We start from the raw sequence: 14238 nt of genomic DNA, 5'->3' as shown, positions 1-14238 counted from the left end.
GGCGCTCCTAACGCGTCAGCACCGTGCAGGCGGAAATGCCCGGTGCGCCGTAGACGTGGGTGAACCCGGCACGCGGGCGGCCCGGGACCTGGTGCTCCCCCGCGTCGCCGCGCAGCTGGAGCACGTTTTCGTAGACCTGCCGCAGGCCGGAGGCGCCGATGGGCTCGCCGTTGGCGATGCACCCGCCGTCGGTGTTGACCGGCAGCCGGCCGCCGATCTCGGTGGCCCCGGCCTTGATCAGGGCTTCCTGCTCGCCGTCGGCGCACAGCCCGGTTTCGGCGAGGTGCATCAGCTCCGCGCCGGCCTCGGTGTCCTGGATCTGCGCGATGTCCACTTCGGACGGGGCGATCCCGGCGCTCTCGAACGCCGCCGCCGAGGCTTCGACGGTCGGTGACGGGGCCCGCTCCGAAGCGATCCACGGGGCGAAGACCTCGAACGAGCCGTAGCGCCGGCTGCGGAACTCGGCGGCGGCCAGGAACACCGGGCGGCCGGTGTGGCTCCGGGCCCGGTCCGCGCGGCAGAGCACGAGCGCCACCGCGCCTTCCCCGGGTGAGCAGTACATGTACTGCGTCAGCGGGTGCGAGATCATCGGCGCGGCGGCGATCTCGCCGGCACTCATTTCTTTGCGGCGCCACGCCATCGGGTTGCGGGCACCGTTGCGGAAGGACTTCTCGGCGACCAACGCCAGCACGGCCGGGTCGATGGCGTGGTCGTGCAGGTAGCGCTGGATCTTCATCCCGAAGAACTGGGTCGTCACCATCAGGCCGGTTTCGCCGTACCAGGACCCGATCCCGTGCTCCGCCGGGTCGGTGGCGAAGGCACCGCGGGGGTGCTTGTCGAAACCGATCACGATGCCGACGTCGTGCTGCCCGGACCGGATGGCGGCGTCGGCGGCGATCAGCGCGCTGCCGCCGGTCGCGCACCCGTTGGCCACGTTGATGAAGGGCAGTCCGGTGAGGCCGAGCTCGGACACGAGGGTGTCCGCGCCGCCCGCGGAGTGCGAGCCGCCGAACCCGAACTGCATGTCGGAGAACTTCAAGCCCGCGTCGCGCAACGCCTCGCGCGCCGCGTGCACGGCCTGGGCCCGGCCGGACACGCCGTCCGTGCGGCCGAACCGGTGCATGCCGATCCCGACGATCGCGACCTCAGGCATGATCGACCGCCACGAAGCCGACGGTGTAGACCGGACGCCCCTCGGCGTCGTCGCGGAACGGCACGAACATCAGCTCCACCTCGGTTCCGATTTCGAGCTTGGCGGGGTCGGCCTCGGCCAGCCGGGCCTCGACGATCAGCTGCCCCGGCAGCGCGATGTAGCCGACGCCGTAGGGCTCGTACGCCGCGGACCCGGTGTACGGCGGTTTCGGGCGGAACCCCTGGACGGTCCACGACCAGAGCGTGCCCCGGCGCGCCAGCGCGACCTCGCGCATCGCGGATCCGGTGCACCGGGGACAGCCGTCCTGCCGGGGGAACGTGTGGGCCCCGCAGTCCCGGCACTCGCTCCCCCGCAGCGCGGGTCCGTCGGGGGTGTCGAGCACGAGGGTGTCGTCGACGAGGTTCACGGCGCGGCCAGCCTTCCGCCGTCGACGGTCAGCAGCGAGCCGGTGGTGTAGCTCGCGTGCGGTCCGCACAGGTACAGGGCCGCGCCGACGATCTCTTCCGGCCGCCCGACCCGGCGTGAGGGCCAGGTCTTGGCCATTTCGCCGACCGCGGCCATGTCCCAGGACTTGCTGATGTCGGTGCGGAACGGACCGGCGACGATGGTGTTGACCCGGACCGACGGCCCGTATTCCTGGGCGAACCCGGCCGTCAGCGTGTTGAGCGCGGCCTTCGCGGCGGCGTAGGGCAGGTCGTGCGCCGTCGGGCGGCCGGTGGCCATCGAGGAGATGTTCAGCATCACCCCGCCCCCGCGTTCGGCCATCCGCGCGCCCGCGAGGGCCAGCAAGCGGAAGGGGCCCTTGAAGTTGACGGCGACCACCTTGTCGAACAAGTCTTCGCCGACCTCGGCCAGGCTCGGGTAGAGCGGCGCGATCCCGGCGTTGTTGACCAGGACGTCGACCGGCCCCAGCCCGGCTTCGACCTCGTCGAGCAGCCCACCGAGCCGGTCCCAGTCCCCGACGTGCGCGGCGTGCGCGGTGATCTTCCGCCCGGTCGCTTCGGCGAGCTCGCCGGCCAGCGCGACGCAGTTGTCCCGCTTGCGCGACACCACGGCGACGTCGGCCCCGGCCGCGGCGAAGGCGATGGCGATCTCCCGGCCGAGGCCACGCGACCCCCCGGTGATTAACGCGGTCCGGCCCGCGAGCGGCCGGCCGTTCTCGCGCACCCGCGCGACGGCCTCCCTCGTGCTGGTGCTCATTTCGGGACGTCCTTCCACGCGACGCCACGATCGGCGCGCGGTTCCGGCGGCAGGCCGCATTCACGCACCCGCGCGACGACTTCCCTCGTACTGGTGCTCATTTCGGGACGTCCTTCCCAGGCGACGCAGCGATCGGCGCGCGACCCAACGGCGACCAGCGCAGTCAGACCCGCGAGCGGCCGGCCGAATTCGCGCACCCGCGCAACGACTTGCCTCGTACTGGTGGTCATTTCGGGATGTCCTTCCACGCGACGCCACAATCACCGCGCGACCCAACGGTGACCAACGCGATCCGACCCTCAAGCGGCCGGCCGCATTCGCGCACCCGCGCGACGGCCCCCCTCGTACTGGTGCTCATTTCGGGACGTCCTTCCACGCGACGCCGCGATCGGCGCGCGGTTCCGGCGGCAGGCCCAGCAGGCGCTCCGCGATGATCGTGCGCTGGACTTCGTCCGAGCCGCCGGCGATGCGGTAGCCGGGTGCGCCGAGCACGTGCTCGGTCCAGCGGTAGCTGCCGTCGCCGAAGTCGGCGACGAGCCGCGGTCCCAGGATCGCCGCCGCGGCCTCGGAGACCAGCTTGAGCCGCTGGGCCCAGGCCAGTTTCCGCAGCGAGCCGAGCGGGCCCGGTTCCCGGCCGGCCTGGCGCGACTCGCGGTCGCGCTGGGCGGACACCGCGGCCACCTGCTCGGCCGCCCACACCTCCGCCAGCAGCCGGCGGACCTCCGGGTTGTGCACCCGGCCGAGCCGGCGGGCGTCGTCGAGCAGCTCGGCGAACCCGCCGCCGACGTCCGCGGTGGCCCCCGAGTGGCCGCGCTCGAAACCCAGGGTCGCGAGCGTGACCGCCCAGCCACCGCCGACGTCGCCGAGGCGCAGGGTGTCGGGGATCCGCACCTCGTCGAGGAAGACTTCGCAGAACGACGAACCACCCGACATCTGCCGCAGCGGCCGCACTTCGACGCCCGGCGAGTCCATCGGCAGGAGGAACGCCGTCATGCCGCGGTGTTTCGGCACGTCGGGGTCGGTGCGGGTGATCAGTTCTCCCCACCCGGCGAACTGAGCGCCCGAGCTCCAGACCTTCTGGCCGGTGACGACCCACTCGTCGCCTTCGCGGACCGCGCGGGTCCCCAGTCCCGCGAGGTCCGACCCGGCGGAGGGTTCGGAGAACAGCTGGCACGCCAGCGCGTCGCCGCGCAGCAGCGGCCGGACGAGCCGTTCCTTCTGTTCCGCGGTACCGAAAAGCTGCACGGTGGGTGCGATCAGCGCGGTGCTCACCGAGGTCAGCTCGTGCTGCCCCGGCGTCGCGAACTCCCGCTCCACCTCCGCGAACGCTTCTTCGTGCAGCGGCGTCAGCCCGGCTCCCCCGGCTTCCACCGGCCACGACAGGGCGCCGTAGCCGGCGTCGAACTTCGTGCGCTGCCAGGCCTGGAGGCGCTCGATGAGGGCGCGTTCGTCGTCGTGGGGAAGGTCGTGGAACACCGCGACCGACCGGCGTGGCGCGCCGTCCCGCCGGGGCAGCCGCTCGGCCAGCCACGTGCGGGCGTCCTCGGTGAATGCGGCCGGTACCCCGTTCATCGTGCGGTCCACCCTCCGTCGACGGCCAGCACCTGGCCGGTGCAGTACGTGGATGCCGCCGAGGCGAGGAACAGCAGCGCGCCGTCCAGCTCGTTCGGCTCGCCCGCGCGGCGCACCATCGTGTTGCGCTCGATCCAGCGCACGGACGCCTCGTCGTCGAACATCGCGTCGTTCATCTCCGTGCGGAACCAGCCCGGGGCCAAGGCGTTGACCCGGACTCCGGTCCGGCCCCAGTGCCCGGCGAGCTGGCGCGTCAAGCCGATCAGCCCGGCCTTTCCCGCCGCGTAGCTCGCTCCGCCGCGCGGGGCCGTCGAGACGACGCCGACGATCGAACTCACGTTGACGATCGACACCGGCCGGCCCGCGGCGGCGACGAGCTGGGCGAGGTGGAACGGCGCGACCAGGTTCGTGCCGAGCACGTCGGCGAACGCCTCGGAGGTCTCCTCGTGCGGACGCGCTTTGCTGCTGGTGCCCGCGTTGTTGACCAGGATGTCGACCGGGCCGACTCGCTCGACCAGCGCCGCGCGGTCGGTCGCGAGCGCGACGTCGCACGGCGCCGGCCGGATGCCGGGCACTTCGGCGGCGAGCCGCTCGAGCCGTTCCTGGCGGCGCGCGGACGCCCACACCGTCGCCCCCGCCGCGGCGAGCACGCGGGCGAAACGCTCGCCCAGCCCGGAGGACGCGCCCGTCACGATCGCGGTGCGGCCGGTCAGGTCGAAGAGCTCGCCGGGAGCCGGGACCTTCATCGCGGCTCCCCGGCCAGCAGCGCGCGAGCGTCCGCAATCATCTTGGCGATGCTCGGCGGCAGCTGTTCCTGGACCGGGTCGTGGTGCGCCCCGCGGCGGTGGCGGACGAGGTTGTGGCCCATGATCGCGGCCATCTTCATCCGGCTCAAGGCAGCGAACCACGCCGTCGGCCCGCTTCCCCGGCCACGGGCTTCGCGGTAGGTGTCCGCCAGCTCGGCTTCGGCGGGAAGACCGTCGACCGCGTGCCCGGCCCCCGGGAACAACGTTCCGTCGGTGAAGACCCCGAACCAGCCGAGATCGACCCGCGGGTCGCCGACGCTCCAGATCTCCCAGTCGATCAGCGCGGTGGGCACGAGCCCGTCGAACAGCACGTTGCCGAGGCGGAAGTCCCCGTGCACCAGCACCGGCTCCACCGCCGCCGGGATGTCGGCGGCCAGTTCGGCGATCAGCTCGGTCCCTTGCGGACGGAGATCTTCGGGCACGGCGTCCATCGTCCGCGCCCACTTCCCGATCTCCGCTTCGAGCGTCGTCACCTCGGGGACCGGCCGGCTCGCGGCCACCGAACGCTCGATCGCCCCCAGCGGAACCGAGTGGAGTTCACCCAGGATGCGGGCGGCGGTGAGCATCCGCGCCCGGGCCGTCGGCGGGTCGATCGCCCGGTCCGGTTCAAGCACCGGCTCCACGGCCTCCCCGGCGGCGAGGTCCATCGCGAACCACGCCGGTTGTTCCTCGTCCACGGCCCGCACGGCGGGGACGGGGACGCCCGTCCCCGCCACGGCGTCGAGGATCACGGCCTGGCGCAGCACGTCATGGCGCCCGGTGGCCCGCCGGCCCGGCGGGACCGCCTTGACGACGTACCCGGCTTCCGGGCCCCGGAGGGCGTAGGTCAGCCCGGAGCGACCGCCTTCCAGCACCGTCAACGGCCCGGACTCGAGGCCGAGCGCCGTGCGCACGCGGGCGCCGAGCCGCGGGTCGGCGTCCGTTTCCCCGTTCGATGTGCTCATCACGTGTTCTCCGGGTCGGTCAGCGGCCGGTCCACTTGGGTTCGCGCTTCTCCAGGAAGGCGGCGACCCCTTCGGCGGCGTCCTCCGAGTTCAGCGTGACCCCGACGGCGAGGTGCTCGAGGACCATCAGCGAGGCGATGTCGGCGTCGAGCCCGCGGTCGACGGCCATCTTGGTCAGCTTGAGCTGGAACGGGCTCTTGTCGGTGAGGTGGCTGATGAACTCGTCCACCGTCGCGTCCAGTTCCGCGGCCGGCGCGCTGGCGTTGACCAGGTCGAAGTCGTCGGCTTCCTTGCCGGAGAGGAGCTTGCCGGTGAGCATGAGCTCCTTCGTCTTGCGGATGCCGAGCATCCGCGGGAGCCGGTAGATCGGTCCCGCGCCGCCGAACAGCGCGCGGCGGATGTGGAAGTCGCCGATCTTCGCCGTCTCGTCGGCGATCGCGAAGTCGCACGAGATCATGACCTCGAACCCGCCCGCGGTGACGTACCCCTCGAGCACCGCCACGGACGGCTTGGACATGTTGTAGAGCCGGTCGCAGACCTTCGCCGAGACGACCGCGACGTCCATCGCCGTGCTCGTGCCGATGAAGTCCGCCTGCAGGCTGTCGAGGTCGAACCCCGACGAGAAGGTGTTCTCGCGCCCTCGCACGACCACGACGCGCAGCTCCGCGTCGGCTTCGATCTCGGTGATGATCTCGTCCAGGCGGTGGAGCATCGGGACGGTGATGCAGTTGCGCTTGTGCGGCCGGTTGAACCAGATGCGCGCGATGTTCCCGTCGCGCTCGAACTGGATGTCGTCCTCGACTGCCATGAATCCTCCCAAACTGAACTGACTTCAGGTCACCTTGACACGGCTCCTGCGGCGGCGTCAACTCCTACTTGAACTGACCTCAGTTCAGATCTATGGTGACCCCGTCGCGAAGGGCCGACCCCCGCGGCAGCCGATCCGCGAAAGCGCAAAGGAGCGCAGATGCCGACACCATCGCTTCCCGATCAGGATCGAGTGGCCAGACGAGCGGGTGTGGCCGCCGCGGTCGGGACCGCCATCGAGTACTACGACTTCGCCATCTACGGCTACCTGGCCGTGGTGCTGGCCCCGCTGTTCTTCCCCGGCCAGGACGGGCTGCTCGGCGTGCTCAGCACGCTCGGCGTCGTCTCCAGCGGCTTCCTGGCCCGGCCGATCGGCGGGCTGATCTTCGGCAGGCTCGGCGACCGCCGCGGCCGCAAGACCGTCCTGATGGCGACCGTGACCCTGATGGGCATCGCCACCACGCTGACCGGGCTGCTCCCGACGTACGCCAGCGCGGGCATCGCGGCCCCCGTCCTGCTGACCGCGCTGCGCATCCTGCAGGGGCTCTCCGCCGGCGGCGAAATCGGCGGTGCCGCCTCGCTGTCCACGGAGTCGGCCCCCACCCGCAGCCGCGGCTTCTTCGGCTCGGCCACCGCCATCGGCATTTCCCTCGGCCTCGCCACGGCCGCCGCGTCGGTGGGCACGCTGAGCGCCTTCACCTCGCCGCAGCAGCTGAGCAGCTGGGGCTGGCGCATCCCCTTCCTGCTCGCCGCGCCGCTGCTGGTGCTGGCCGTGCTCTACCGGATGCGCGTCGAGGATTCGCCGCTCTTCCTGCAGATGGTGCGGGAGCAGGCACCGCCGAAGGCGCCGGTCACCGAAGTGCTGCGCAAGCACAAAGCCGGCCTCCTGCGCCTGGTCGGCATCGCCTACTCGACGCAGACCACCGGCGGCATCGCCTCGGTCTACCTCCTGGTCCACCTCTCCGCGGTGCTGCACTACCCCCTGACCGGAGCCCTGTGGCTGATCGTCCTCATCGTCCTGATGCCGCTGGCGCTCATCCCGTGGTCGGGCTCGCTGAGCGACCGCTTCGGCCGCCGTCGCGTCCTGACCGCGGGCATGGCGGGCTTCGTGGTGCTGGCCGTGCCCTGTTTCTGGCTGATGCAGCAGGGATCGCTCCCGCTGGCCATCGTCGCCGCGCTCGTCCTGAACGTGCCGTTCAGCGTCCAGCAGGGCGTCATCTACGCCCAGTACGCCGAGTTCTTCCCGACCCGCGTGCGCTACACGGGCGTGTCCCTCGGCTTCAACGTCGGCGGCGTGCTGGGCACCGGGATCGTCTCGCTCGTGACGACCTGGCTGGTCGCCACGACCGGGATCACCATCGCACCGGCGTTCTACATCATCTTCGCCGCCCTCGTCGGCCTCCTCGTGGTCGCGACCATGAAGGAGACGGCGTCCTCGAAGCTGTCGGGCCGCACCCCGGACGCGAGTCCCGCCGAGACGTCGGCTTCGCCGTCGTGACCCGGAACCTGGACGGCCGGCGCCTGCTCGTGACGGGCGGCGCCGGCGGGATCGGCCTGGCCACCACGCGACGGCTCCTCGCCGACGGCGCGACGGTCGCCGTACTCGACCGGAACGCCCTCGACCACCGGACGTTCGGCGAACGGCCCCCGTTCTCCGCGGAATGCGACGTCGCCGCACCGGATTCCGTCGCGGCCGCCGTTTCGGACCTCGCCTCGCGGCTGGGCGGCATCGACGGCGTCGTCACGTGCGCCGGAGTCACCCACGGGTCCACTGTGGAGGAAACCTCGCCGGCCGCGTGGCAGCGCATGATCGACGTGAACCTGACCGGAACCTTCCTCTGCGTTCAGCAAGCTCTCCCGTACCTGCTGGAGAATCCCGCCAGCGCCCTCGTCACCATCGGCTCGGTGGGGGCGCTGGTGGCGGCGGGCCGTTCGGCGGCCTACGACGCGACCAAGGGCGGCGTGCTCGCCCTCACCCGCAGCATCGCCGTCGAGTACGCCGATCGCGGGCTGCGCGCGAACTGCGTGTGCCCGGGGCTCGTCGCGACCGACCTCGCGGCGAACAGCGCCGCGGACACCGCGGGACTGCGGCCGGACCTCCGCCCGACCGTCGCGGGCCGGGTGCGGCCGCCGGCGGCTCGGGCCGCGGACCCGGCGGAGATCGCGGCCGTCATCGCGTTCGCGCTGTCGGCGGACGCGTCGTTCGTCACCGGCGCCTGCCTTCCCGCGGACGGCGGCTACACCGCCGTCTGACCCCGTTCACCACCGAGGAGACCGAGTGCGACGATTCGAGAACCGCCGGGTGCTGCTCACCGGCGCCACCGGCGGGCTGGGCACGGCCATCGCCACCCGCCTCGCCGCCGAAGGCGCGTCCCTCGCGCTCAGCGACGTCGACGAGGCCGCCTGCGCGGAACTCGCGGACCGCGTCGGCGGCGACACCCTGGCGGTCGCGCTCGACGTCGCCGACGAAGACGCCTGGCCGGCGGCCGTGCACGCGGTCGAAGAACGCTGGGGCGAGCTGCACGTCCTGGTGAACAACGCCGGCATCGGCAGCACCGGCACCGTCGAAACCGAAGAGCGGCAGCGGTGGGACCAGGTGGTGTCCGTCGACCAGCTCGGCACCTGGCTCGGCATGAAGCACGCCGGACCCGCCATCGCCCGCGCGGGCGGCGGCGCGATCGTCAACGTCGGTTCGATCCTCGGCCGCACCGGCGGCCTCGCGAACAGCTTCTCCTACGCCGCGGCGAAGGGCGCGGTCCGCTCGATGACCATGAACGCCGCCTTGCACTGGGCCACCGACGGCGTGCGGGTCAACTCCGTGGTCCCCGGCTTCATCGGCACGCGGCAGCTGCTGGAGCGCTTCGAACACACCGAACGCCACACCGCCATGCTGGCCGGCACCCCGATGGGCCGCCTCGGCCGTCCAGAGGAGGTCGCCGCCGCTGTCGCCTACCTCGCGAGTGCCGATTCCGGCTACACCACCGGGTCCGACCTGTTCGTCGACGGCGGCTGGAGCGCCCGGTGAACGCCCCACGGCTCGACGGCGACGACCCCGACTGGAGCACGCCGGGCATCTACGAGGTGGCCGCGGGCGTGTACCGGATCCCGCTCCCGTTGCCCGGCGACGGCCTCCGCGCGGTCAACGTCTACGCCGTGACCGACGGCCGCGAGCTGGTCCTGATCGACTCGGGCTGGGCCCTCCCGGAGTCGCGCCGGCTCCTGGCCGGCGCACTCGACGTCATCGGCGCGAAACTTGACGACGTCCGGGAGTTCCTGATCACCCACATCCACCGCGACCACTACACCCAGGCGCTGGCGCTGCGCCGCGAGTTCGGCGGCAAGGTTTCCCTCGGCTCGGGCGAAGAACCCAGCCTGCGCATCGTGGCCGACCCCGCCACCGACCCCATCCGGACCCAGCTCGACCTGCTCCGCCTCGGCGGCGGCGCGGAGCTGATCCCCGAGGTGCGGGCGGTGCTGGCCGACGAGGACGCGGAGCTCTGGGAGCGGCCCGACGAGTGGCTCACGCCCGGCCGCCGCCGCGTGCTCCCCGATCGCGAATTCGACGTCGTCGCCACCCCCGGGCACACCGAGGGGCACGTGGTCTTCGTCGACCCCGCCGCCGGCCTCCTGTTCTCCGGCGACCACGTGCTCCCCCACATCACGCCCTCGATCGGCTTCCAGGCCGCACCACCCGACCTGCCCCTCGGCGCCTACCTCGACTCGCTCCGCCTGGTGCGCGCCCTGCCCGACCGGCGCCTGCTCCCGGCGCACGGCCCGGTCACCGCCAGCGTCCACGCCCGGATCGACGAGCTCCTGGACCACCACCGCGCCCGGCTCGACCTGCTCCTCGACCAGGTGGAGTCCGGCGCCGCCACGGCCTTCGAGGCCGCGACGCGGATCAGCTGGACCCGGCGGGCCCGCCACCTCGCGACGATGGACCCGTTCAACCGGATGCTGGCCGTCCTGGAAACCGGCGCCCACCTGGACCTCCTCACGGCGCAGGGCCACCTGGCCGCGGTCGAGGTCGACGGCGTCCGCCACTACCGGCCGTGACAAGGGGTGCTCGTCCGTCCACATCGGACGCCACACAGGATCCGGTATTCGGGTGATGGCCGGAGGCGCCCGGCCGTCCTAACGTCGGTTTGTCGTTCCCCCACGCGCAGAGGAGAAAGTCATGCCGGCCAAACCGGGCATCGTGTTCGCCCACGGCCTCTGGGCCGACGGCTCGTGCTTCAGCAAGCTCATCACCCCCTTGCTGCAGGAGGGGTACGAGGTCGCGGCGTCGCAGCACGGACTCGACAGCCTCGGCGGCGACGTCGCCGCCGTGGTGCGGACCCTCGGCCGGGTCACCGGCCCGGTCCTGCTCGTCGGCCACTCCTACGGCGGCACCCTGATCACCGCCGCCGGTACCGACGACCGCGTCGCCGGGCTCGTCTACATCGCCGCGCTCGCGCCCGACGAGACGGAGACCTCGCAAGAACAGCAGAGCAAGTTCGCCCGTACCGACGTCTTCGAGCACATCGAGGTCACCGACGGGCGCATCTGGCTGCGCCCCGACGGCATCGGCTGCTTCGCCGGGGACCTGCCGGAGGCCGAGCAGAAGCTGGTCTACGCGACGCAGATGGTCCCCGTCCCCGACCTGTTCGACCAGAAGGCGGACGGCACCGCCTGGCGGTCGAAGCCCAGCTGGTACATCGTCGCGAACGACGACCGGACGGTGAACCCGGAGCTGCAGCGCGCGGCCGCGCAGCGCATGGGCGCGAAGACGTTCGACATCGACAGCAGTCACGTCCCGATGCTGTCGCACCCCGAGTTCGTCCTCGACGTGATCCGCAGCGCCGCCGACTCGCTCTGACGAAAACCGAACCACCGGCCCCACCGGCCGGCGCCGCGCGAGGGGCGCGACGCCGGCCGGGTCGGGGTACCCACCCAGAGCCCGGGGACGTCCCGGGCGCAGTGATCATGCCGCACCCGTCCCGAACCCCTGACAGGTGCCCGCAATGGGGGTCCGTCAGCCGTCCGACTCCGCCGAAGGGAGGTACGCCCCCGGCACCCGGTCCGGCGCGACGACTTCAGCCTCTCCCGGGTACGGCTGCCGCCACCCGTGCGTCTGGTACCACGTGAAGTGGTTCATCTGCGCGGGGTTGGCGTAGTCCGCGACGGCGTTCGGGCCGGTCAGCCGCTGGTGCGTCGTCCACTCCTGCCACTGCGCGGCCACCTGCTCCTTGTCCGCCGGCACCGCCGAGGACGGCACGGGCGCCGCGGCCGGGTTCACCGCGGCCGGGGTGTCCGGGCCGCACGACGGCTGGGTCGCCAGGCCGCCGGTCAGGGACGTGCGGTTCGGCAGCGCGGTGAACGGCGTGAAGTCCGGCTTCGGGGTGAAGGCCGCACTCATCGGCGTCGCCGCGCTGTCCTTCTGGTTCATCGGCTTGACGCCGAGGATCTGCTCGATCGTCCGGATCATCGTGATCTGCGAGTAGTAGTGGCTGTCGACGACGCCGTGCTGGGCGTACGGGCTGATGATCTGCACCGGCGCCCGGTGCCCGTCGACGTGGTCGAGCCCGGCCTGCGAGTCGTCCTCGACGACGAAGATCGCCGAGTCCTTCCAGTACTGGCTGTGCGAGATCTCGTCCACGATGCGACCGACGGCGAGGTCGTTGTCGGCGACCTGGGCGGCCGCGTTCGGCGGGCCGCCGGTGTGGTCGCTGGACAGCCAGAACATGTTCAGGTTGGCCGGCCCGTTCTTCTCGAAGTCGTTCTTCCAGATCTGGTACCGGTAGACGTCCGGCACCGCCGTGTCGAACTTCGGGAAGCCCGGCACCGACACGTCGTTCAGCGACGGGATCGGCGACGACGACACCATCGGGTAAGCGCTGGGCTCGCCGGTGGCCGCCATGTTCTTGGCGTCGCAGTAGAGGTTCTGCCAGCTCGCCCCGGCGGGCTTGGTCAGGAACTGCTGGAACTCGCCGAAGTCCCGCACCGACTTGCCGGCCGCCTGCGCGCCGGTCCAGAGGAACCCGGAGCTCTGGTGGCCGAGTGCGTCGTCCTCGGTGTCGTAGCTGCGCAGGTACTCCCCCGCCGACGACTCGGTGTACTCCGGGTTGTCCGCCTGCATCAGCCAGTTGTGGCCCTCGGCGGAGTTCGTGCCGATGTCGTAGGTGTTGTCGTACAACCCGAACTGCTTCACCAGCGCGTGCTGGTTCGGCGTCACGTTCTCGCCGAACTGCGTCACCGACGGGTCGCCGTTGCCGCGCGCGTCGTCGCCGAAGACCTGGTCGTAGGTCCGGTTCTCCTTGACCAGCAGGAAGACGTGCTTGATCGTCGACGGGTCGCCGAGGCGCGCCGGGACCGGGACGGCCTTGCGGTGGCCGTTGTCCTGCGCGACCTGGACGGAGTTGTCCGTCCAGCCGTTCTGCTTGAAGACCTGGCCGGTGTAGCCGCGGATCGCGCGGTCGTCCGGCAGCCGGAAGCGCTGCACGCTCGACGTCGTGTCGTGCGTGCCGTGCCCGGCGGCGGTGGTCGGGCGGCGGGCGTCGATGCCGCGGGTGTTGGAGACGACGACGTCCTTGCCGACCGTCGTGATCGCGGTCGGGAAGTAGTCCGTCGGCAGCAGCCCGACGTAGCTCACCGGCTCCTGCGCCCGCTGGAAACGGTAGACGGCGACCGCGTTGGCGCGGCCGAGCGTCACCAGCAGATGGCCATCCTCGGTGAGGGTGACGCCGTCCGGCTCGTACCCGACCGAGGCCTGGGGCCACGGCTGGGTCGCGATGGTCTGGACGACCTTGTCGCGGGCGGGGTCGATGACCGAAACCGTGTTGCTCGCGGTGTTCGTGACGAACAGCGCGCCCTTGGCGGCGTACACCGCGGTCGGGTGCAGGCCGACGTCGATGCTCTTCGGCGCGGCGGCCGCGTTCGCCAGGTCGATCACGCTGACCGTGCCGCTGGTGCTGGCGCCGGTGAACTGGCTGGCCGGCACCTGGGTGTTGTACGAGTTCAGCGTCGGCTCGCCGGGCTTCGCGGGCCGGCCGCCTTCGTTGCTGACGTACAGCTTGGTGCCGACGCGGACCAGGTCGCGCGGCGCGTTGCCGACGGCCCAGCTCTGCTTGATCGCCCCGGTCGCCGCGTCGAGCGCGACGACGCGGTTCTGGCCGTTGACCGCCGAGTACACGGTGGCACCGTCGGGCGAGAACACGGCCTGGGCCACCAGCGCGTGCTTGGCGCCGTCCGCAGGGATCTTGACCGGCACCGGCGCGGCGACGGTCCCGTCCGGGTTCACCGTGAACTTCGTGTAGCCGTCGGTCTGCGCCAGCCACAGGCTCTTGCCGTCCGGGGCGTAGGACGGCCCTTCCTGGCCGACGTCGTTGCCGGCGATGCGCAGGTTCGCCGTCGCGGAGTTGCCGACGAGCTGCTGCACCTTCCAGCTCTTGAGGTCGACGATGGTGAGCGCGATCCCGCCGTCCGTGGTCAGCGCGGCGAGGTGGGCACCGTCGGGGCTGACCGAGGACGCCATGATCTTGCCGTTGTTCACGACCAGCCGGTCACCGATCGGCTTGAGGTACTGGTCGGCGGAGACGACCTGGCCGTTCGCGGTGACCTGGCCGACCTGGTCCGTGCCGAACTGGGCCGTCGACGCGACACCGGCGCCGGTGCCGGTGGCGACCAGCACGAGCGTGGCGGAGCCGGCCGTCGCGTAGCGCAGCCGATGGCCGCTGCTCCGGCGCTTCCCGGCACGCCGTCTGCGGCGGGTTACCTGCAT

Annotated in this window: 14 protein-coding genes; 5 read left to right on the top strand and 9 right to left on the bottom strand. The window is 71.9% G+C overall.

Annotated features, from left to right (window positions below):
- Positions 1–7: 7 nt before the first annotated feature.
- The 8 genes from SD460_RS21345 to SD460_RS21310 all read right to left on the bottom strand — a co-directional run bounded on the left by SD460_RS21345 (position 8) and on the right by SD460_RS21310 (position 6483).
- The gene (locus tag SD460_RS21345) at positions 8–1153 is read right to left on the bottom strand and encodes a thiolase family protein (RefSeq protein ID WP_318306601.1); all 1146 of its coding nucleotides are present in this window, start codon (positions 1151–1153) and stop codon (positions 8–10) included.
- The gene (locus tag SD460_RS21340) at positions 1146–1559 is read right to left on the bottom strand and encodes a Zn-ribbon domain-containing OB-fold protein (RefSeq protein WP_290054723.1); all 414 of its coding nucleotides are present in this window, start codon (positions 1557–1559) and stop codon (positions 1146–1148) included. Before SD460_RS21340 ends, SD460_RS21345 begins: the two co-directional genes overlap by 8 nt.
- Positions 1556–2353, bottom strand: a complete 798-nt coding sequence (locus SD460_RS21335; RefSeq protein WP_290054722.1) for an SDR family NAD(P)-dependent oxidoreductase — start codon at positions 2351–2353, stop codon at positions 1556–1558. Before SD460_RS21335 ends, SD460_RS21340 begins: the two co-directional genes overlap by 4 nt.
- Positions 2350–2583 carry a hypothetical protein gene (locus SD460_RS21330; protein ID WP_290054720.1) on the bottom strand — a complete coding sequence of 78 codons (234 nt, stop codon included), beginning with the start codon at positions 2581–2583 and terminating at the stop codon, positions 2350–2352. Before SD460_RS21330 ends, SD460_RS21335 begins: the two co-directional genes overlap by 4 nt.
- Positions 2584–2707: 124 nt before the next feature.
- Positions 2708–3925: an acyl-CoA dehydrogenase family protein gene (locus SD460_RS21325; protein ID WP_318306600.1), complete on the bottom strand. Its 1218-nt coding sequence runs from the start codon at positions 3923–3925 to the stop codon at positions 2708–2710.
- Complete coding sequence (locus SD460_RS21320) at positions 3922–4671, bottom strand: SDR family NAD(P)-dependent oxidoreductase (protein ID WP_290054715.1); 750 nt, start codon at positions 4669–4671, stop codon at positions 3922–3924. The genes SD460_RS21325 and SD460_RS21320 overlap by 4 nt, the downstream gene beginning before the upstream one ends.
- The gene (locus SD460_RS21315) at positions 4668–5675 is read right to left on the bottom strand and encodes a phosphotransferase family protein (RefSeq protein ID WP_290054713.1); all 1008 of its coding nucleotides are present in this window, start codon (positions 5673–5675) and stop codon (positions 4668–4670) included. The genes SD460_RS21320 and SD460_RS21315 overlap by 4 nt, the downstream gene beginning before the upstream one ends.
- A 19-nt stretch (positions 5676–5694) precedes the next feature.
- Entirely contained in the window at positions 5695–6483 is a 789-nt protein-coding gene (locus SD460_RS21310; protein WP_290054711.1) for an enoyl-CoA hydratase/isomerase family protein, read from the bottom strand.
- 210 nt (positions 6484–6693) lie between these two features.
- Here SD460_RS21310 and SD460_RS21305 point away from each other — a divergent pair, with 210 nt between their 5' ends.
- The 5 genes from SD460_RS21305 (at position 6694) to SD460_RS21285 (ending at position 11337) form a co-directional block, all read left to right on the top strand.
- The gene (locus tag SD460_RS21305; RefSeq protein ID WP_290054708.1) at positions 6694–7980 is read left to right on the top strand and encodes an MFS transporter; all 1287 of its coding nucleotides are present in this window, start codon (positions 6694–6696) and stop codon (positions 7978–7980) included.
- On the top strand, positions 7977–8735 hold the full coding sequence (locus tag SD460_RS21300) for an SDR family NAD(P)-dependent oxidoreductase (RefSeq protein WP_290054705.1): 759 nt from the start codon (positions 7977–7979) through the stop codon (positions 8733–8735). Before SD460_RS21305 ends, SD460_RS21300 begins: the two co-directional genes overlap by 4 nt.
- A gap of 25 nt (positions 8736–8760) precedes the next feature.
- Entirely contained in the window at positions 8761–9507 is a 747-nt protein-coding gene (locus SD460_RS21295) for an SDR family NAD(P)-dependent oxidoreductase (RefSeq protein WP_290054702.1), read from the top strand.
- A complete protein-coding gene (locus SD460_RS21290; protein ID WP_318306599.1) occupies positions 9504–10535 on the top strand; it encodes an MBL fold metallo-hydrolase in 1032 nt (343 codons plus the stop codon). Before SD460_RS21295 ends, SD460_RS21290 begins: the two co-directional genes overlap by 4 nt.
- A gap of 121 nt (positions 10536–10656) precedes the next feature.
- The gene (locus SD460_RS21285) at positions 10657–11337 is read left to right on the top strand and encodes an alpha/beta fold hydrolase (RefSeq protein WP_318306598.1); all 681 of its coding nucleotides are present in this window, start codon (positions 10657–10659) and stop codon (positions 11335–11337) included.
- A 156-nt stretch (positions 11338–11493) separates the two neighbouring features.
- On the opposite strand, the gene SD460_RS21280 is transcribed toward SD460_RS21285, so the two are convergent.
- On the bottom strand, positions 11494–14238 hold the full coding sequence (locus SD460_RS21280; RefSeq protein WP_318306597.1) for an alkaline phosphatase family protein: 2745 nt from the start codon (positions 14236–14238) through the stop codon (positions 11494–11496).

The sequence above is a fragment of the Amycolatopsis solani genome, from assembly GCF_033441515.1.
GTDB lineage: Bacteria > Actinomycetota > Actinomycetes > Mycobacteriales > Pseudonocardiaceae > Amycolatopsis > Amycolatopsis solani.
This window is presented reverse-complemented; position numbering and strand designations above follow the sequence as displayed.